The 18,244-nt window shown below is 68.8% G+C and carries 19 protein-coding genes; 14 read left to right on the top strand and 5 right to left on the bottom strand.

All coding sequences use genetic code 11. The features are described 5' to 3' along the window. Positions 1 to 8 precede the first annotated feature (8 nt). The gene (locus ABZ552_RS15395) at positions 9 to 1,040 is read right to left on the bottom strand and encodes a DUF2293 domain-containing protein (RefSeq protein WP_281879651.1); all 1,032 of its coding nucleotides are present in this window, start codon (positions 1,038 to 1,040) and stop codon (positions 9 to 11) included. 123 nt (positions 1,041 to 1,163) lie between these two features. On the opposite strand from ABZ552_RS15395, the gene ABZ552_RS15390 reads away from it, so the two are divergent. From ABZ552_RS15390 to ABZ552_RS15380, 3 genes are all read left to right on the top strand, one after another. Next, positions 1,164 to 1,937 (top strand): ArsR family transcriptional regulator, encoded by a 774-nt coding sequence (locus tag ABZ552_RS15390; protein WP_281879652.1) that lies wholly within the window; start codon positions 1,164 to 1,166, stop codon positions 1,935 to 1,937. Positions 1,938 to 2,013: 76 nt separating this feature from the next. Then, positions 2,014 to 2,409 carry a VOC family protein gene (locus tag ABZ552_RS15385; RefSeq protein ID WP_281879653.1) on the top strand — a complete coding sequence of 132 codons (396 nt, stop codon included), beginning with the start codon at positions 2,014 to 2,016 and terminating at the stop codon, positions 2,407 to 2,409. 11 nt (positions 2,410 to 2,420) lie between these two features. Beyond that, positions 2,421 to 3,725, top strand: coding sequence for an APC family permease (locus tag ABZ552_RS15380; protein WP_281879654.1), 1,305 nt, complete (start codon positions 2,421 to 2,423; stop codon positions 3,723 to 3,725). Between the two features lie 220 nt (positions 3,726 to 3,945). On the opposite strand, the gene ABZ552_RS15375 is transcribed toward ABZ552_RS15380, so the two are convergent. After that, positions 3,946 to 4,968 carry a zinc-dependent alcohol dehydrogenase family protein gene (locus ABZ552_RS15375; RefSeq protein ID WP_281879655.1) on the bottom strand — a complete coding sequence of 341 codons (1,023 nt, stop codon included), beginning with the start codon at positions 4,966 to 4,968 and terminating at the stop codon, positions 3,946 to 3,948. A gap of 92 nt (positions 4,969 to 5,060) precedes the next feature. Here ABZ552_RS15375 and ABZ552_RS15370 point away from each other — a divergent pair, with 92 nt between their 5' ends. The 5 genes from ABZ552_RS15370 (at position 5,061) to ABZ552_RS15350 (ending at position 9,156) form a co-directional block, all read left to right on the top strand. Continuing rightward, positions 5,061 to 5,456 (top strand): hypothetical protein, encoded by a 396-nt coding sequence (locus tag ABZ552_RS15370; protein ID WP_350356404.1) that lies wholly within the window; start codon positions 5,061 to 5,063, stop codon positions 5,454 to 5,456. Between the two features lie 419 nt (positions 5,457 to 5,875). After that, a complete protein-coding gene (locus ABZ552_RS15365; RefSeq protein WP_281879656.1) occupies positions 5,876 to 6,184 on the top strand; it encodes a hypothetical protein in 309 nt (102 codons plus the stop codon). 396 nt (positions 6,185 to 6,580) lie between these two features. Then, a complete protein-coding gene (locus ABZ552_RS15360; protein ID WP_357437734.1) occupies positions 6,581 to 7,189 on the top strand; it encodes a LysE family translocator in 609 nt (202 codons plus the stop codon). A gap of 286 nt (positions 7,190 to 7,475) precedes the next feature. Next, positions 7,476 to 8,387, top strand: coding sequence for a manganese catalase family protein (locus ABZ552_RS15355; RefSeq protein WP_357437731.1), 912 nt, complete (start codon positions 7,476 to 7,478; stop codon positions 8,385 to 8,387). Positions 8,388 to 8,529: 142 nt separating this feature from the next. Next, on the top strand, positions 8,530 to 9,156 hold the full coding sequence (locus tag ABZ552_RS15350) for a hypothetical protein (protein ID WP_357437728.1): 627 nt from the start codon (positions 8,530 to 8,532) through the stop codon (positions 9,154 to 9,156). 109 nt (positions 9,157 to 9,265) lie between these two features. Here the strand turns inward: ABZ552_RS15350 and ABZ552_RS15345 are convergent, their stop codons facing one another. Then, entirely contained in the window at positions 9,266 to 10,096 is an 831-nt protein-coding gene (locus ABZ552_RS15345; protein ID WP_281879663.1) for a helix-turn-helix domain-containing protein, read from the bottom strand. Here ABZ552_RS15345 and ABZ552_RS15340 point away from each other — a divergent pair. The 4 genes from ABZ552_RS15340 (at position 10,083) to ABZ552_RS15325 (ending at position 13,394) form a co-directional block, all read left to right on the top strand. Continuing rightward, positions 10,083 to 10,595, top strand: a complete 513-nt coding sequence (locus ABZ552_RS15340; protein ID WP_281879664.1) for a DUF2231 domain-containing protein — start codon at positions 10,083 to 10,085, stop codon at positions 10,593 to 10,595. The genes ABZ552_RS15345 and ABZ552_RS15340 overlap by 14 nt on opposite strands. A gap of 34 nt (positions 10,596 to 10,629) precedes the next feature. After that, positions 10,630 to 11,046, top strand: coding sequence for a hypothetical protein (locus tag ABZ552_RS15335; protein WP_281918172.1), 417 nt, complete (start codon positions 10,630 to 10,632; stop codon positions 11,044 to 11,046). A 2-nt stretch (positions 11,047 to 11,048) separates the two neighbouring features. Further along, positions 11,049 to 11,645: a GTP cyclohydrolase I FolE gene (gene folE, locus ABZ552_RS15330; RefSeq protein WP_281879667.1), complete on the top strand. Its 597-nt coding sequence runs from the start codon at positions 11,049 to 11,051 to the stop codon at positions 11,643 to 11,645. Positions 11,646 to 11,753: 108 nt separating this feature from the next. Further along, on the top strand, positions 11,754 to 13,394 hold the full coding sequence (locus ABZ552_RS15325) for a RecQ family ATP-dependent DNA helicase (RefSeq protein ID WP_281918173.1): 1,641 nt from the start codon (positions 11,754 to 11,756) through the stop codon (positions 13,392 to 13,394). 178 nt (positions 13,395 to 13,572) lie between these two features. On the opposite strand, the gene ABZ552_RS15320 is transcribed toward ABZ552_RS15325, so the two are convergent. Continuing rightward, complete coding sequence (locus ABZ552_RS15320) at positions 13,573 to 14,001, bottom strand: hypothetical protein (protein WP_357437723.1); 429 nt, start codon at positions 13,999 to 14,001, stop codon at positions 13,573 to 13,575. Between the two features lie 310 nt (positions 14,002 to 14,311). Further along, positions 14,312 to 15,289, bottom strand: coding sequence for an NAD-dependent epimerase/dehydratase family protein (locus ABZ552_RS15315; RefSeq protein ID WP_357437720.1), 978 nt, complete (start codon positions 15,287 to 15,289; stop codon positions 14,312 to 14,314). Positions 15,290 to 15,768: 479 nt separating this feature from the next. Between ABZ552_RS15315 and ABZ552_RS15310 the strand changes: the two genes are divergently transcribed. Next, entirely contained in the window at positions 15,769 to 17,247 is a 1,479-nt protein-coding gene (locus tag ABZ552_RS15310; RefSeq protein WP_357437717.1) for a cytosine permease, read from the top strand. Positions 17,248 to 17,561: 314 nt separating this feature from the next. Next, on the top strand, positions 17,562 to 18,224 hold the full coding sequence (locus tag ABZ552_RS15305) for a hypothetical protein (protein WP_281879673.1): 663 nt from the start codon (positions 17,562 to 17,564) through the stop codon (positions 18,222 to 18,224). The last annotated feature ends 20 nt before the right edge of the window (positions 18,225 to 18,244 follow it).

Genomic DNA, 18,244 nt, shown 5'->3' with positions numbered 1-18,244 from the left:
CGGCAGAACTAGCCGCGCCAGGTTTCGAGGACGTGGTCGACGGTGGGGCGGATCCTGGCCCTGGCCTCCGAACGGGGAATGCCGGTCATGAGGAGGTGGTCGTAGTCGGTGTCGCGGTGGCGGATGGAGGCTATGACGGCGAGGGTGAGCGCTTCGGGGGAGAGGAGTTTGGCGGCGGCGGTGCGCCCTACGCGGCCGCTGCCGCGGGCGGCGGCGTGTTCGGCGATCCGGTTGGCGCGGTCTGCGGGGCAGCCGGGGAACAGCCGGCGGATCTCGTCGGACATGCGGGCGCAGTATTCGACGTCCTGGGCGGTGCGTCGGATGCGGTCGCGTTCGCGGCGGCGGGCGCGGGCATCGTCGTCGGCCAGGCACTGCTGCTCGGCGCGGATGAGGGCGGCTTCCTCGACGAGGATGCCCAGCCGTTCGTAGCGTTTGCGTCGCCGGTTGAGGCGGACCACGACGGCGGCGAGGGTGCTCTCCTTCTTGGCACGCCGGCTCAGCGCCGCGTTCCCGGCGGGCAGGAACTCGAGATGGTCGAGGTCCGAACAAGTCAGGCACAGCGGCCCGGCCGTGGAGGTGATCGAATACGGGCCGGTTTCGGCGCATTCGGCGCACGTCCACGGCTCCGCGGCCTCGACCACCGTCAGATCCGGTGCCCGGTTCTGGCGTTGGACGACCTGTTCGCGGCGCGCCGGGCTGAGCTGCGGGGAGAGCCAGTGCACCCGGAACACCTCGTCCGCGCCGTCGTCGGCGAACCGCAACGCCTCGCGATCGCGCCCACCCGACAGATACGTCGCTGTGCTCGCGGTGAGCCCGTGCTCGCGAGCCCACTCGCCCAGCAGGTCCGCCGCCTCGTGCATCCGCCGTGCGTCCACCGCCAGGATCTGCTCCAACGACCGCACCTGCCCCTGCCGCCAGCGATCGACCTGACTGGATCGCACCCACCCCAGAACGGCGAAGACGTCGACTGCCGACACATATTTGCGTTGGGCCAGCGCCGCTTCCGCAGCCTCTGCCACTCGCCGCCGCAGCTTGGACACGGGTTCGAACCCTAGCGCACGTCGCGGACCGGCCCGGCGATCGGATCGCGACGGTGTACGGCATGTGCCGATCGATCCGGCTGACGCGGATGCCGCGGAACGGTATTTCATCAAATGAATTTGATGTATTCTGCCGTTGTGGTCGCCCCCGATCGAGTGCCGGTTCCGTTGCTGATGCGCATGGCTTCGCATCCGGTGCGGTGGGCGTTGCTGACCGAGTTGGCGTGCGGTGATCGCCGGGTGCGAGAGCTGGTGGCGGCGGTCGGCGAGCCGCAGAACCTGGTGTCGTATCACCTGCGGCTGCTGCGCACGTCGGGCCTGGTGGGCGCACGCCGCAGCAGTTTCGATGCGCGCGACACCTACTACCACCTGGACCTGTCGGCCTGCGCGAACGCTCTCGGCGACGCGGCCGTCGCCCTGCATCCGGCGCTGGCGCCCGCGCGCCGGGAGTGGCCCCGCGGCAGTTCGGTGCTGTTCCTGTGCACCGGTAACAGCGCGCGCTCTCCGATGGCGGAGGCGATGCTGCGGCATCGGGCCACCGGGGTGGAAGTCGCCAGCGCGGGTAGTCATCCCGCGGCACGGATGCATCCGAACACGGCGCGCGTCCTGCGGGCTGATTACGGCATCGACCTCGAGCCCCGGCAGCCGCAGCCTCTGGAGGCGATCACCGGGCGGCGCTTCGACTACGTGATCACGTTGTGCGACAAGATCCGCGAAGTTCCCCGCGATCACGGAGCGGCCGTCACGACGCACTGGAGTCTGCCCAATCCGTCCACCGCCGCCGGCGCCGATCGTGCGACATATCCGGAATTCCGGCGCCTCGCAAGCGAACTCGATATCCGAATCGGATTCGGGCCGCCACTATCGCAGCAACGTCGAGTCCGCACGCCGGCGTAGACACCGCCGGTCGGCGACCGCCCGTCCCGATCAACTCCGTGCCTGTCGAGGAAATGAACCAAAAGGAGACCCGACCATGACGACCGCGCCGACCGAACTCGCCTGCGTCCGCTATCTCGTCGACGATGTGCGCGCGGCGGTCGACTTCTACACCACTCACCTCGGCTTCACCGTCGACTTCGACGCCGCGCCTGCCTTCGCCGCTGCGCGGCGGGGCCCCTTGCAGCTGCTCCTGTCCGGGCCCGCGAGTTCCGCCGGACGCCCGATGCCCGACGGCGCCACCCCGGCACCCGGCACCGGCTGGAACCGCATCCAGCTCGTCGTCGACGACATCTCCGCCGAAGCAGAACGACTGCGAGCCTCCGGCATCCCCTTCCGCAACGACATCATCAGCGGCCCCGGCGGACGACAAGTCCTGCTGCAAGACCCCGCGGGCAACCTGGTCGAACTGTTCCAGCCCGCCGCCTCGTAAGCGCTTCTTCCATGTCGAACGACGCATCGGCTGTTCCCGCATTGCCCGACGAGCTCCGCCGCCGGCTGGGCGTGACAGACGCGGTGGTGATCGGGCTGGGGTCCATGATCGGCGCGGGAATCTTCGCCGCCCTGGCGCCGGCCGCGCAGGCTGCCGGATCGGGGCTGCTGGCCGGGTTGGCGATCGCCGCCGTGGTGGCCTACTGCAACGCGACGTCCTCGGCACGGCTGGCCGCACGCTATCCGGCCTCGGGCGGCACGTATGTCTATGGCCGGGAACGCCTCGGCGATTTCTGGGGCTACCTCGCAGGATGGGCTTTCGTCGTGGGCAAGACCGCCTCCTGCGCGGCCATGGCGCTGACCGTCGGCAGCTACCTCTGGCCGGCCCGAGCACACGCGGTCGCGGTCGCGGCCGTGCTCGCGTTGACCGCCGTCGACTATGCCGGAGTGCGGAAATCGGCGTGGCTGACCCGGGTGATCGTCGCGATCGCGCTGGCGGTGCTCGCAGCCGTGGCCGTGGCCACCCTCACCTCCGGCAGCGCGCAGGTGGCGCAGCTGCGCATCGGCGGGGATGTCACCGGCTCCGGTGTTCTGCAGGCTGCGGGCCTGCTGTTCTTCGCCTTCGCCGGATACGCGCGGATCGCCACGCTCGGGGAGGAGGTGCGCGACCCCGCCCGCACGATTCCGCGCGCGATCCCTCTGGCGCTCGGTATCACCCTCGTCGTCTACGCCGTCGTCGCGGTCGCGGCGCTGACTGTGCTCGGTCCCGGCAACCTCGCGTCGGCCACCGCGCCACTGACGGATGCCGTCACCGCCGCCGGCGCCGATCGGCTGGCGCCGGTGGTTCGGGCCGGTGCCGCGGTGGCGGCGCTGGGGTCGCTGCTCGCGCTGATCCTCGGCGTCTCCCGCACGACCCTGGCCATGGCCAGGGACCGGCACCTGCCCCACGTCCTCGCCGCGGTCCATCCCCGGTACGCCGTGCCGCATCGTGCCGAGATCACGGTGGGCGTGGTCGTCGCGGTCCTGGCCGCCACCGTGGACGTGCGGGGCGCGATCGGTTTCTCCTCCTTCGGCGTGCTGGCCTACTACGCCATCGCCAACGCCGCCGCGTGGACGCTTTCCCCCGCCGAGAACCGCCCGCCCCGCGTCATCCCCGCGACCGGCGTGGCAGGCTGCCTGCTTCTCGCCTTCGCCCTGCCGGTGACCTCGGTTCTGGCCGGAGTCGCCGTTCTCGCGGTCGGCGCGCTCGCCTACCTCGCCCGCCGCACGCTGACACGCGGCCGAGTCACATCCGCCGAGACCACGGCCACCGGCTGACCATCGGCGCGAGCGGCGTCGACGACGGGAACACTCGGCGGCGCGGCGCCCGACGGTGGCCGCCGTCGGCAGCCGTGCCGGCGCGCGCCGGAACCCGGGTCGGCGCCCGTGGTGCATGCGCTGGTCAGAGGCGCATGGCGCGCTGGTAGTCGGCCGTGGCGACCGGTCGGCCCAGTCGATGTCACCCCAGAGCGTCCTGACCTGGCCGGGGCGATGCGGGTCAGACGGTGAGCAGCACTTTGGTGGCGCGGCGCTCGTCCATGGCGCGATAACCTTCAGCGGCCTGCTCGAGGGGCAGGGTGAGGTCGAAGACGGCGCCGGGATCGATCTCGCCGCGCACGATCAGATCGACCAGCTGGGGGAGGAAACGCCGCACGGGGGCCGGGCCGCCGTGCAGGTGCACGCCGGAGAAGAACAGTTCCATGCCGTCGAGGTGCACGTCGTGGGCGACACCGACGTAGCCGACGTGCCCACCGGGACGCGTGCAGCGGATCGCCTGCTGCATCGACTCCTGGGTGCCGACGGCCTCGATCACCGAGTGTGCGCCGAGCCCGCCGGTGAGTTCCTTGATCCTGGCCACGCCCTCGTCTCCGCGTTCTTCGACGATGTCGGTCGCGCCGAACTTGCGTGCCAGCGCCTGACGGTCGGAATGGCGGCTCATGGCGATGATGCGCTCCGCGCCGAGCTGGGCCGCGGCCAGCACCGCGAGCAACCCGACCGCGCCGTCCCCGACGACCGCGACCGTCTTACCGGGCCCGGCTTCGGCGGCCACGGCGGCGAACCAGCCGGTGCCGAGCACATCGGAGGCGGCCAGCAGATGCGCGATCTGCTCGTCGCCCGGTCGGCTGGGAACGGCGACCAGGGTGCCGTCGGCGAGCGGGATGCGGGCGCGTTCGGCCTGGGTGCCGATCATGCCGATGGGCACGTTGTGCACGCACCGGCTCTGGTAGCCGGCGCGGCAGATCTCGCAGGTGTTGTCGGAGGCGAAGAACGATCCCACCACGAAGTCGCCCACCGCGACATCGCGGACCTCCGAGCCGATCTCCTCGACGACCCCGACGTACTCATGCCCCATCGGGGTGGGCCCGTTCAGCTTTTCGACCCCGCGGTAAGGCCACAGGTCCGACCCGCAGATACAGGTCGCGGTGACGCGGATGATCGCGTCGGTCGGCTCGATGATCCTCGGATCCTCCCGCTGCTCGACTCGCACGTCTCCGGGAGCGTGCATGACGACTCCACGCATAGTCGGTCTCTCCTTCGTTGTCTGTGCGGATCCCCCGCGTAACGACCAGTCAACCCCGGTGCGCGCACCCGGGGGAGTCTCTGTCGTTGGGTGTGCGCGACCCCCGTCAAGATCTGCTGGCCACCAATCACCTGGGCCGCGCCTTCTACTCACCGGTCTTCGGGGCGGGCGGCCGCACGCCCAACCTGGCGCGATTCCAGTTCCTCGATCCGGCCGCCCGCGAGTTCTACCCGGATTGGGACCTGTTCGCGCAAATGTGCGTGGCGATCATGCGTACCGAAGCGGGACGCGACCCGCACGACCGCGGCTTGCAGGAACTCGTCGGTGAACTGTCCACCCGCAGCGAAACCTTCCGCCGGCTGTGGGGAGCCCACGATGTCCGCACTCACGGAACCGGCACCAAACGCTTCCACCACCCCGAAATCGGCGATTGGTTCTGGCTTACGAAGAACTCGCCGTCACCGCCGAGCCCGGCCTCATCCTCATGATCTACCCCCGGAACCCGGCTCCGCCTCTGCCGAGCGCCTGCAGATCTTGGCCTCCTGGGCGGACACTCACTCGCCGGAGCAGACTCGCTAGGGGCTTCGGGGTCCGTCTCCTTCGTGGTCACGCCCGTCGGCCTGAGACGGCGTGACCAATGCGCCTAAGTGACCTCATATTCACGATCATTCATCAGTATCGTGTCACGACGGTCGGTAATGCGACAAGGCATCCCTTCTTGACTGGAGGGCGGCTCCTTCAGTAGTGCCGCCGGTGGATATATGCTGCTCAGTCGGTTATGTCTCTGCTTGGAAACGCGGCGCGGGCACCGTGTGGCAGGTGCCGATCATTTCTGGCCAATCTCCATGCACGGGTCTGCGTTTCAGCTAATATGTAAATAACGATTCCCTAACAGAGGAGCGCAATGATGCGTACCCCCCTTCGCCTTGCCGCCGCTTCGGTCGCGGCGGCGACTCTGGTCGTCACCGCGGCCGAAGCGGCGGCCGAACCGAGCGGCACCGCTCCGGTGATCGCCGTGGCAGGCGAAACCGGCTCGTCGGCGCTGGACTCCGGATCGGCGGCCGCGCGCACGGGGGCGTGGTATCTCCAGCGCGGCGACGTCATCGGAATTCTCACGCTCCTGGTCGCCGCTCCCTTACAGATACTGACCAGCGGCATCTGCGACCTGGCCACGATCTCGGCCCTCCCGAATCCGTGCGTCTCGCCGACCCGCTGATCGGGGAGCGGGGCCTGTCTTCGAACCCTCGGGCGTGAAAGTGGCCGGCGGCGGGGTCACTCCGTCGCTCGCACACCGCTGGGGCGCTGAATCGTCCACGTCGCCGCGGACATCAGCGGATCTGCCGTCCGTCGGGTGATCGGATCGCCGCGCCGGCCGAGGGGGAGCGCGGGCCGTGTGATTCCCCCTGTTCCACGGCAGAACTGGTGCGGGCGCATGGCTATTCGGACTTCCGAGTGGTGCGAACAAGCGTCCGGCGCTGCGGCGTGCAGCCTGATCGTGGTGATCCGAAGCGGTGGGTCGCCTCGCCTAGGCTGGCGGGGAGATCGTTGTCGAGGAGCCGGAAGGTCTTGAGTGGACGCTCATCTCGTATGGGGTTTCGTAGCGGCGGTCCTGGTGGCCTATGTGGTTCCCGGCCCGGATTGGTTTGTGGTTCTGCGCCAGGCCTCCCGCTCGCGGGCTGCGGGTATGTGTGCGGCCATCGGCGTGCAATGCGGCTTGATCGTGCACATGGCGGCCGCTGCGGTCGGTGTGTCGGCGATTCTGTTGACCAGCGCCGAGGTATTCACCGTGGTGAAACTCGCCGGTGCCGCCTATCTTGTCGCGCTGGGGGCGCGCGCTCTGTGTGATGGCTATCGCGGTTGGCGGCGCCGGAACGCCGAGCGGATCCCTGGCGTGCCGGCGCCGACTCCGGCGACGGGTTCGAAAGTGTTCGCTCAGGCGTTCATCGCCAACGTATTGAATCCGAAAGCGGCGCTGTTCTTCGTCGCGGTGTTGCCCCAATTCCTGGCCCCGGCGAACCCGGTACTCCCGCAAGTGCTGCTCCTCGGCGTACTCGACATAGCCATCGGCTGCGCCTGGTGGCTGCTATTCGTGGTCACGGCCACGCGCTTCCACTCCCTGCTACGACGTCGACGGGCCCAGATCGCCGTCGACACCCTCGCCGGCGTCGCGCTGACCGGTCTCGGCGGTTCACTCGCCTGCACCGACCGCGCGCGGGTATAGCCCGCGCTCGTGTCCGCGGGTTGCTGCCGAGAGCGGGCGCGGCGAGGGTGGTCGGGCACGGGCGAAGTTTCACGCGGGGGAGTGGGGGTAGGGCGTGCGGGAAGCCGACCTACGGCGAAGGAATCCGCCGATACGCCGTTTACTCGCGCTGTTATGCGCTAAAGCTATTGCCGCACAATATAACTCAGGTGGACGAGAGTGATTGCCGGGGTTTGCGCCGCGTGGTTGGCGGTACCCGCACGACGGGAAGAGTTCTGAATTCGCTTGTCGTGCCGGAGGAGAGTGCATGTTTCGTCATACCGATCATCTGCAGTTCGATGTCAAGCCCGAGAAGCCCGATCCGGTGTATGCGCGCAAGCTCCAGGAGCTGATCGGTGGCGCGTTCGGGGAGATGACCGTCACCATGCAGTACCTGTTCCAAGGGTGGAATTGCCGGATGCCCGGCAAGTACAAGGACATGATCATGGATGTGGCGACCGAGGAGATCGGACACGTCGAGATGATCGCCACGATGATCGCGCGGCTGCTGGAAGGGGCCCCCGCGACGCGCGCTACCCAGGAAGCCGCGGCTGATCCGGTGGTGGCGGCGGTGCTGGGTGGGATGGATCCGCAGCAGGCGATCGTCTCCGGGGGCGGGGCGTCGCTGTCGGACAGCAACGGGGTGCCGTGGAACGGCCGGTACATCGTGGCCAGCGGCAACCTCCTGGCCGACTTCCGCGCCAACGTGGCCGCCGAGTCCCACGGCCGCATCCAAACCGCGCGCTTGTACAACATGACCGATGACCCCGGGGTCAGGGACATGCTGAAGTTCAACCTCGCGCGGGACACCTACCACCAGAACCTCTGGCTCGCCGCGATCGAGCAGCTGAAGGAGGACGGATTGGAGGGCACGGTCACGCCGAACGCGTTGCTCGACGAGGAGCACGCCGAGCACGCGACGAGCCTCTGGCATCTGTCCGACGGCCCCGATGCGGGCGAGGGCCGGTGGGCGACCGGTGTCGCTGCGGACGGTGTGCACCAGAACGGCTTCCTCGCCGACCCGCAGCCGCTGGGTGACAAGGCCTCGGCGCCGCCGCCGGACCCGCAGCTGTACGCCACCTACGACGGCTCTCGGGGCAAGCCGCGTTCCGCGGCGTTGGGTACCGAGGCGGGGCTGGTCGGCAAGGTCAAGGACGCCCTGGACCCCAGCAAGCCCTGACACTCGGGGATCGCCGGGCCGGCGCCACCTGCGTTCTCAGCGAACCAGGCCGGCGCCGGTCCGGCGGATTTCGGAGACCGTCCCCGGCGTGATTATGTCCGGCTCGCGGGGTATTCGCGGAGTGGGTGAACGGAGGTGGCTCATGCCAGGGAGTGGCGATCGGGAATGGTTCGCGACGGAGCCGGCGCGGGCACGGTTCGCGCAACAGCTGCTGCGATCCGCCGCCCGGCCGGAGCGCATTGCGGAGGTCATCGCGGAGATCGTCGGCGACCGTATCGAGGTGGGACCGGTCCAGGCAGGCCCTGGTTCGCTGGTATGCGTCACCGCGACCGGTTGGCCAGGCGATGTTCGGGCCGACGTCTATGACGGTCAGGAGTGGGACATCGCCGTGGAGGTGCCGCTGAGGCTTCGGCTGCGGGTGGACTTCGCCGGTGTCCTCGCACGGTTCGCCGCCGCGGTCCGGGTGCGCATGCGAGTCCAGCTGGTGCCGCAGGACCCGTGCGCGGTGTTCGTCCGCACCGAGGAGGTGACCGAGGAGCACGTGGACGTTCGACTCCGCGCGGTGGATCGTCCGGCACGGCTGATGGGCCGGCTCGGCGATGTGCGCTCCATAGTCGCCGAACACATCGTTGCTTACATCGGGGAGCTGCTGTCGAGCCCGGAAGTGCGCGAGCTGCGGCATATCGATATCGCGCAGGTCATCGAGCGCGCGTGGGAGGCCGGTCTGGTCATCGATCCGGCGGCGCGGCCGATGACCCACAGCGCCTGACCCGTGCAGGCCGGTCGAGCCACTTCGTCCACCTCGCCGATCGAGCAACCCGCCGCCGGCCGCAACCGTGACACCGGGCCGAGCGAGGCGGCCATGCGGGCGCGGCGCATCAAGGGGCCGAGCGGAGTTCCACGCAGCACTCCCCGGCCTTGGGGGACAGCACCGCGTCAAGGGTTTCCGCTTCGAGTCCGGTGAGCAGGCCCGCTAGGTAGGCGTGGTTGAGCCCGCATACGAGTTCGGGTTCGGCGGCGGCGAGCGGATGAAACGGGCAGTTGCGCAAGCGGAGGCAATCGGGCGCGGGACGAGCCGGTTCGAAGCCCTGTTCGGCGAGCAGCGATTGCAGGACCGTGAGGGCGCGTTCGGCGCCGAGTCGCCCCGGCCGCGCCTGTTCCCGTGCGGCCCGGCCGAGGGCTTCGCCGCGATCGGTCGCGACCCGGTGCGCCGCGTCGCGAGCGGTCTCGCCGGCGCCGTGCGTGAGTACCGCGCCCATCAGAATCTCGGCCAGTACTTCGTGGCGGCGTTCGGGAATGCTCACCCGCACCTCGGTGTCGGCGGGCTGATACACCTTCGGCGCGCGCCCGACCTTCCGGATGCCGCCGACCTGCTGGTAGCTCGCTCGAAGAAGTCCGGCGGCGACGAGCTTGTCCAGATGGAACGCCGCGAGTTTCCGTGAGATCCCGACCTGTTCGGCGGCTTCGTCGCGGGTGACCGGCCGGCCGGCGCGGCGGATGAACCAGTACATCCCCCGCCGCAGCTCGTCATCGAGAGCGGCGACGGCGCCGATCGCCGATTCGCTGGTCACCAGACCAGAGTAACGCCGATCGGGTTGGTCGCAACGAATCAGCCACTCCGGCACGGTGCGGACTTGACCGGCCCGGTGAATAACGCCAATAATCTTTGGTGTAAATAACGCCAGGGAGGTCATCGTGAGCAGTGCCATGCAGCAGGCCAAGACGCCGGTCAGCGCTGCGCTGGCCGGTCCGTATGGTCATCCGTTCCATCCGATCCTGGTCACCGTGCCGATCGGCGCATGGGTGGCGAGTTCGGTGTTCGACATCGGCTCGCACGTGGTCGACGACCCGGTCTTCCTCGCCCGCGGCGCGGTCTGGCTGATCGCGCTGGGCGTGCTGGGTGCGCTGGCCGCGGCGGCGATCGGGTTGCTGGACTTGTTCGCCATTCCCACCGGGACGCCGGCTTTTCGTACCGGGCTGGTGCACATGAGCCTCAACCTGATCGTCACCGTGGCGTACGCCATCAATTTCTGGTGGCGCGGCACCGGCACCGGACCCCACGGTGCCGTCCCGGCCGGGCCGCTGTCGTTGTCGATCGCCGGTCTCATGACGGTGGCCGTGTCCGGTTACCTCGGCGGAAAGCTCGCCTACCACTACGGCGTCCGGGTGGCCGACGAAACCACTCAGGCCACCGGCTACCACCACTGAACACTCATCCGATTCCTTTCCGTCAGGAGACATCATGGGCATCGCGGCCTTGCTGCTCTGGCTGCTCACCGCCGTAGGCGGCTTCGTTCTGCTGGGTACCTGGATCGCCAAAGGCGGCGCGCGGCAACCGAACAGCAGTCACTTGCCCGCACCGGTCGTGTTCGGGCACTTCCTGCTCGCCGTCGTAGGGCTGATCGTGTGGATCGGCTACCTCGTCGTCGACGAAGACGCGTTGGCATGGGTCGCGTTCGTGCTGCTGCTTCCGGTGGCGCTGCTCGGATTCGCCATGGTGGTGCGGTGGCTGCCCGTGTACCGAGCGCGTACGACGGCCGAGACGCCCGAACCGGCGGAACGACATTTTCCGGTCGCGGTCGTCGGTGGCCACGGTGTCTTCGCCGTCGCCACCGTCGTGCTGGTGCTGTTGACCGCCCTCGGCGTGGGCGGGAGCTAGCCGTGCCACAGCCCGCGCTACGGGTCGTCCACGAGCCCGCCACCGAGGTGGATCTGACCGCCGCCGAGCATGCCGCCCGGCAATTCCTGACCGCGCTCGGCGTCGGCCTGGACGACGAACACCTGCACGCCACCCCGCGGCGCATGGCCCGCGCCTACGCCGAACTGTTCACGCCCCGCCCGTTCGACCTCACCACGTTCCCCAACGACGAGGGCTACGACGAACTCGTGCTGGCTCGCCGCATTCCGCTGCGGTCGGTGTGCGAACACCACCTGCTGCCGTTCGTCGGCGTCGCCCACGTCGGCTATCTGCCGGGTGAGCGCATACTCGGATTGTCCAAACTCGCCCGTATCGTCGAGCATTTCTCCCATCGCCCCCAGGTGCAGGAACGGCTGACGAAACAGATCGCGGACTGGCTGGCCGAGAACCTGCAACCGATCGGAGTCGGCGTCGTCATCGAAGCCGAACACACCTGTATGACCCTGCGTGGTGTCCAAGCCGCAGGCACGACCACCGTCACGTCGACGCTGCTCGGCACGCTGCGTGAAGACGCCCGCTCACGGCAGGAGTTCTTCTCGCTCACCGGAATCGCGTCCTGAGCGATCGAGTGCCATGGATGCGGGTCCAGGAGTTCGACCGCTACCTTTCCCGCCTGCGTGGGGATTCGGCGGCGTTTCCGCCGCGCCGGTGGTGGTATGCCCTGACCGATGACGACCTCGTCCGAATACGACAGTCGCCTGCGGAGTCTGGCCGCCGAGAAATTCGGCTGGCCGCACCTGCGCGACGAGCAGCTGACCGCCATGGAGCACATCATGGCCGGTCGGGACGTGCTGGTCGTGCTGCCGACCGGTGCCGGTAAGTCGGCCATCTACCAGGTGCCCGCGTTGTTGCTGGACGGTCCGGCCGTGGTGGTGTCGCCGCTCATCGCGTTGCAGCACGATCAGATCGAGAGCATCGGTGACAGCAGGGCCCCGGGCGCGGTCGCGTTGAATTCCACTCAGAGCAGAAGCGAACGCCGAGCGGCGTGGGCTGCCCTGCGTCGCGGCGCTGCCGAATTCGTCTTTCTCTCGCCGGAGCAGCTGGCCAACGATGATCTGGTCGACGAACTCGCCGGTTTGCGGGCTTCCCTGTTCGTGGTGGACGAGGCACATTGTGTTTCGGCGTGGGGGCACGACTTCCGGCCGGACTATTTGCGGCTGGCCCCGGTGATCGAGCGACTCCGGCATCCGAGGGTGATCGCCTTGACGGCGACCGCCGCACCACCGGTCCGCCGCGAGATCGTGAACCGGTTGGGCATGCGCGACCATCGCGAGGTGGTCGCCAGTTTCGATCGGCCCAACCTGCACCTGGCTGTCGACCGATACACCGGCGACTCCGAGAAGCGCGACGCGGTGATCACGCGCATTCGAACCCTGACCGCCGACCCGGCGACCGGCCGCGGACTCGTGTATGTGGCCAGCCGCAAGGACAGCGAGTTCTACGCCGAAGAATCAGCCGCGGCCGGTATCCGGGTCGCGGCCTACCACGCGGGCATGAAGGCCGCGGTCCGCGACGAGGTGCACCAGCGCTTCCTTTCCGGCGAGATCGATGTGGTCGTGGCCACCTCGGCATTCGGGATGGGCATCGACAAGCCCGACGTCCGTTTCGTCGTCCACGCGTCGGCGCCGGATTCGCTGGACTCCTACTACCAGCAGATCGGCCGGGCGGGACGGGACGGCGAGCCCGCCCAGATCCTCTTGTTCTACCGCCCCGAGGATCTGAGCCTGCAGAAGTTCCTCACCGCGCGAGCGGTCCCGGAGGACACCATCGCGGAGGTCGCCCACGCCCTGTACCGGCATGATCGTCCCGTCCGACCGTCCCAGCTCGAGGTCGACGCCGCCCCCGCTCGGCGCACGCGGGCGATCAACCTGCTCGAACAGGTCGGCGCGATCACGAACACGGAAAGCGGTCTCTTGCAGCCAGATCCCGGGGGCACCCCCGGCCGGGCGGTCGAGCAGGCGGCGGACGCGGCGCGGGCGTACGAAGAACTGACTCGCTCGCGCATCGAGATGATGCGCGGCTACGCCGAGACGACCAGCTGCCGACGGCAGCATCTCCTCGGGTACTTCGGTGAACAGCTGCTCGACCCGTGTGGCAACTGCGACACCTGTGCTACGGGAACCGCCGCGCGGCGCGCACCGGGCTCCACCGAGTTCCCTGCGAACACCACTGTGCGGCATCGTGATTGGGGGGCAGGGACGATCATGTCCGCCGAGGCCGATCGCATCACGGTGCTGTTCGAGGAAGTCGGTTACAAGACCCTGTCCCTGCCGGAGGTGCGTGAGCGCCATCTGCTCAGCCGAGCCTGAGGCGCGTCCTTGGGCGCTCCGGATCGTTCGTGACCGGTCGCGGCGGAACCGAGTCTGTCCGGACCGCGGGCCGGCCGAAGTCGCCGACGCGGTACCGGCCGACCTGCGTGCCGGGTTGCGAACGGCATCGGTGCGGCCAGAGCGGACGCTGGTGAAGGGTGAGCGTGCGCGGACCGCGTCATGGGCGCTGGAAGTGCCATTGCTGGACGTCGCTGGTGGGCACGTAGTGGGTCAAACCGATCTGTTCGGTGCCGATGCCCGGTGCCGATAGGGCGAGGACGAGGTCACTGGCGGGCCAGACGGCGATGCGGTAGCAATCGGGCTGGGTTTCGTCGGTCATGATCTGCCATCCCATCGGAGTCCCGCTGCATTCGACATGCGCCCCTTCGCACACCAGGTCGAGGCCCAGGCGGGTGCCGGTGCGGCCGTTCGCGATGAACCAGATCCCTTCGCCGAATTCCGGCGCGCTCGACAACAGCCAGTGCTGCCAGCCGTCCTCGACACCCGGTTCGCCTACGACTCTGACCTGATCGCCGCTGTCGAGCGACAGCACCCGACCCGTGCCGACGTTGACGATGCGATACACACCCTCATCCAACTCAGCCACAATCCGCCGTCCTCACTGTGTGCCCGGATCCGTGCCACCCGCAGGAGCGCCGGCGGAAGATCGGCATCTGGCGGCTGGGCCTGTGGTCCGGGAGAATTCGTGCACTACCGAACTACCCGGCCGGGGATGAGTGAATCACGTCGATCCGGCGAATCAGCCGGAGTCGTGCGGTCGCGCGGCAGGTATCGCGCTCCCGGGCCTGCGGATGCCGGCGCTGTCCGGATCACCGATGCCCGCCGCCGGTGACTCCTTCGCGGTGTCCGTCGGCGATGTGGTTGCGGAGTAAGAGGCCGCGTCGGGTTCGTGCAGATCAGCGGGCGGCGGCGAGCGCGGCGAGCGTCTCGGCGGAGGTATGGGCCGGCTTCCAGCCGAGATTCCGCTTCGCACGGCTGGTGTCCATGACGACGGGCGTGCGGACGATGTGCAGCCACTCGAGGGTGGCCGGCACGAAGGGGAGGCGGGCGAGGGCCGCGGACGCGGCGGTGGCGGCGACCGCGGGGACGCGCACCGGCCTGCCGCCCAGTGCGGACACCACGTCGGACAGGGTGAGCGTGCCGTCGCCCGCGATGTTGTAGGCGCCGGGCGGCGCATCCGCGGTGGCGGCCAGCGCGATGGCCGCGGCCACGTCGTCGTGGTGGACGAGTTGCAGCGGGTGGCCGGGATCGGGAACCACCGGCTTGAACAAGGAATTCGACCGGGCCAGCGTACGCAGCGGGCCGGGAAGTTTCTCCCACGGCAGGTCGTGCAGGGCCGGCGCCTGAGGACCGGCCACGATGCACGGCCGCAGCACGAACACCTCGAGGCCGGAGCCCGCGGTGATCTCCGTGAGCGCCGCCTCGCACGCGGCCTTCTGCTCGGAGTAGTAGTGCTCGGGCGAGCCGTCGGGCGGCACGTCCTCGGTGATGGGGGAGGGATTGTCCGGGTGGTAGCCGTAGGCGGCGACCGAGGACGTGTAGACGAGGCGGCGGGGCCGCTCGGCGGTCGCTGTCGCCTCGAAGACGTGGCGGGTGCCCGCGAGGTTCACCCGCGCGCTCTCCTCCCGCGAACCCATGATCACGAACGCCAGGTGGATCACCACGTCGGCGTCCGCGACGAGTGCGTCCACGGCGGCGCGATCGAGAATGTCGCCGCGCCGGTACTCGGTCTTCGTCCAGCCGTGCGCGGCGGGGTCGAACGGACGGCGGGCCATTCCGACGATCCTGTCCACAGCGGGGTCCTGTTCGAGCGCGGTGACGGCGGAGATGCCGATCTCGCCGGTCGGCCCGGTGACGGCGACGGTGATACCCATGCGACCGGGATTCCCCGACGCCCGTGAGCGAAACGGTGCCGCGGGCTTCGCGTTGCCGCTGGTGCCACACTCGGTCGGTCGGTTCGTCGGATCGTAGCGTCCCTGGTGCCGGGTGAGAGGGACCCCGGCGGCGGCGAAGACTCAGCGGTTCGATGACGAGCGGGCGCCCGCTCCCGGATCTTGCTGCCGCTACATAGCGAGCCGTTGAATAGTGACTTATAGCTGGTCTATTCGGTGTCATGCCCTGGCATAACGGCTGGCTGCGCCTGCGCGGAGTCGAGCATCGGACGGTCAACTTCTGTTGCCCGAGGATGTCGCCCGCCGTGCACCCGTCTCTGGCCGTCCTAGTTGTCCTGTCAACTTCAGTTACGAAGAACTCATTCGACCCATACAATGAGCCGATAAATAACGGCTCGATATCTAGGTGCGCGTGGCTGGTCTCGGTCCCGCCGCCGTCGAGGAACGGATGCCCCATGGCTATGAGTTCAGCGAAGCCCTCGGACTGGTCCTTCGAGCGGAAAGGCGCCGAATGGGTCGCCGATGAGGAACGTCGCGGTAAGCCGCGCGCCTTGTTCTGGCCGTGGGCGGGCACCAGTTGCAATGTGGTCTTGGTGTCGTTCGGCCCGTATGTCACCGCGCTCGGCCTCGACTGGCATCTGGCAGCGCTCGCTGCCGCGGTGGGAGCGGTCCTGTCCTTTCTGCTGCTCGCCTTGGTGTCGTTGGCCGGGCAGCAGGGCGGGGCGGCGACCATGGTGGCCGGCCGGGCGGCATTCGGCTTCCACGGCAACAAGATCCCGGCGCTGCTGAGTTATCTCGCGTTGGTCGGGTGGGAGACCTTTTCCGCGGTCTTGGCGACCCTGGCGGCTCGCACCGTGGCACATCGGCTCGACCCGGATATGGATACCGGACCGCTCATGGTCGTCACCCTGCTCACGGTCATCGTGGTGACCACGGTGATCGGCATCTACGGTTGCCACGTGATCCTGCGGATCCAGAAGTGGTTCGCCATGGCGTTCACCGCGCTGTCCGTGGTCTATGTTGTGCTGACGCTGCCCAGGATCTCGTTCGCGACGCATGGCCAGGTGAGCCTGGGCGCGTTCGTGGGCGGCGTGATGCTGGTCGCCAACACGCTCGGTCTGAGCTGGGTCAACTGCGCCGCCGACTACACCCGCTACCTTCCCCGGGACGCCGACAAGCGTGCGCTGGTGGGCTGGATCACCTTCGGCGGCACCGCTCCGGCACTTGTCCTGATGGGATTCGGGACCGTTCTGGCAGTCGGGGATCCGGATGTCGCGGCGCTGGCCGCGACCGATCCGATCAGTGCGCTGTCGGCTCATCTGCCGACCTGGTTTCTGGTGCCCTATCTGATCCTCGCGCTGGTCGGCTTCGTGTCGGGCTCCATCATCGGCCTCTACTCGTCAGGGCTCGCTCTGCAAACAGTGGGCGTCCGGGTCCCTCGGCACTACACGGTCCTGATCGACGCCGTTCTGATCGCGGCTGTCGGTGGCTATGTGGCCTTCGCCGCGCCCGGATTCTTCGCTCCGTTTCAGGCCTTCCTGACCACGACCGGTGTCGTGATGGCCGCATGGACCGGAATCTTCGTGGTCGACCTGTGGCAGCGTCGCCGAATCGGATACGACCGGACAGCGCTGTACAGCCCGGTCGGCGGCTACGGAAAGGTGAACCGCGCCGGGGTCGGTTGCCTGATCGTCGCGACCCTCGTCGGGCTCGGTCTGGTCACGTCGCCCGATCCGCATATCGGTCCGCTGCTGGGCTACCTGTTCACACCAGCTGCCCGCGCGGGCGGATTGGGCAGCAGCAACCTCGGTGTTTTCGTCGCCTTGGTCCTCGCGAGCGTCGGGTATGCCGCTCTGCACCGAGTGCGTCCGCCCGCACCGGGGCGCACGACCGAGTCGATCGAGAGTCGGGATTCCGAGCCGGCCCGAGTCCCGGCGTAGTCGGGAGCCTCTACGGCAGTGCGAATTCCGAGGTCTGCATCACTCGTCCGCTGGGGTGACACCGCCGGCGTCGAGCGCGGCGGACCCTCCTTCGCGTGCCTGTACCAAGCGTCGGCCGTGCATGCGGCCACCAGCCGATGCGATCGTGGCCTCCCGCCAGCTACCCTTTCTGACATTCAGCGCCGACGAATCCGGTGATCCGCCACCGGGGAGTCGGGCGGGCCCGATCGAGGGATGGGACCGAGTCCTCGGGCGAATCATACTGAGCCGGTGCCTTTTTCGTTCGTGTCGGTACCTGCCGCTAATCTGCTCGCATGGTCGGACCGGACTCGGCGCTGCGCCGACTGACCCGCGATGCGCGGAAGTTGCTGCAACCCTATGGCTTCGACGGCCCGGAGGCCGTATGGGTGCGGGTGGTACCGGGTGGTGTGGCCTGCGTCGGCCGCTCCCGAACCGTGCGTACCTGGACCGATGGGCAGCAAGAGTTGAAGTTCGGATTGACCCTGAGCGCTACGCCCACCGCTTGGTGGGAATTCTGTAATCGGCGCAACGCGCAGCGCGGTCTGCCGCTGGTGCCGCTCGAAGAGGCGACCGGACCGGGGCTGATCGACGACCACCCGCTGCCGGAGGATCTGACGGCGTTGTGGTCCCTGCGGGTGGACCCGGCGCAACCTGGCCGGGCATTGCAGTCGGACGTCGACGTCATCCGCGCCGAGCTGCCCCGGCGGGTGCACGCCTACGCCCGCCGGGCGTTGCGGTTGCTGGAACCGGGCCGGTACCTCGAGGAACTGATGGCGCTGCCGGACCCGGTGATCGGAACGTGGGAGGCGATTGTCGTCCTGCTCGCGGACCGCGGGCCGGGTCCGCAACTGGAGGATGCGTTCGACCGATTCCGGGCGTGCTGCGTGGACGAGGACACCGCGGCCTACGCGGCGGACGTCATCGCGTACGCACGAGGCCGCGCGGCGCGGGTGTGAGCGCGCGGCCGGCGCCGATC

It is taken from the genome of Nocardia sp. NPDC019219, from assembly GCF_040632645.1.
GTDB lineage: Bacteria > Actinomycetota > Actinomycetes > Mycobacteriales > Mycobacteriaceae > Nocardia > Nocardia sputorum.
This window is presented reverse-complemented; position numbering and strand designations above follow the sequence as displayed.

Excerpts from the sequence above, each read along its gene's own strand:
- ABZ552_RS15390 (WP_281879652.1), top strand. The coding sequence starts at position 1,164 with ATGTATTCTGCCGTTGTGGTCGCCCCCGATCGAGTGCCGGTTCCGTTG.
- ABZ552_RS15385 (WP_281879653.1), top strand. The coding sequence starts at position 2,014 with ATGACGACCGCGCCGACCGAACTCGCCTGCGTCCGCTATCTCGTCGAC.
- ABZ552_RS15380 (WP_281879654.1), top strand. The coding sequence starts at position 2,421 with ATGTCGAACGACGCATCGGCTGTTCCCGCATTGCCCGACGAGCTCCGC.
- ABZ552_RS15375 (WP_281879655.1), bottom strand. The coding sequence starts at position 4,968 with ATGCGTGGAGTCGTCATGCACGCTCCCGGAGACGTGCGAGTCGAGCAG.
- ABZ552_RS15365 (WP_281879656.1), top strand. The coding sequence starts at position 5,876 with ATGCGTACCCCCCTTCGCCTTGCCGCCGCTTCGGTCGCGGCGGCGACT.
- ABZ552_RS15355 (WP_357437731.1), top strand. The coding sequence starts at position 7,476 with ATGTTTCGTCATACCGATCATCTGCAGTTCGATGTCAAGCCCGAGAAG.
- ABZ552_RS15350 (WP_357437728.1), top strand. The coding sequence starts at position 8,530 with ATGCCAGGGAGTGGCGATCGGGAATGGTTCGCGACGGAGCCGGCGCGG.
- ABZ552_RS15345 (WP_281879663.1), bottom strand. The coding sequence starts at position 10,096 with ATGGCACTGCTCACGATGACCTCCCTGGCGTTATTTACACCAAAGATT.
- ABZ552_RS15335 (WP_281918172.1), top strand. The coding sequence starts at position 10,630 with ATGGGCATCGCGGCCTTGCTGCTCTGGCTGCTCACCGCCGTAGGCGGC.
- ABZ552_RS15325 (WP_281918173.1), top strand. The coding sequence starts at position 11,754 with ATGACGACCTCGTCCGAATACGACAGTCGCCTGCGGAGTCTGGCCGCC.
- ABZ552_RS15315 (WP_357437720.1), bottom strand. The coding sequence starts at position 15,289 with ATGGGTATCACCGTCGCCGTCACCGGGCCGACCGGCGAGATCGGCATC.
- ABZ552_RS15310 (WP_357437717.1), top strand. The coding sequence starts at position 15,769 with ATGAGTTCAGCGAAGCCCTCGGACTGGTCCTTCGAGCGGAAAGGCGCC.
- ABZ552_RS15305 (WP_281879673.1), top strand. The coding sequence starts at position 17,562 with ATGGTCGGACCGGACTCGGCGCTGCGCCGACTGACCCGCGATGCGCGG.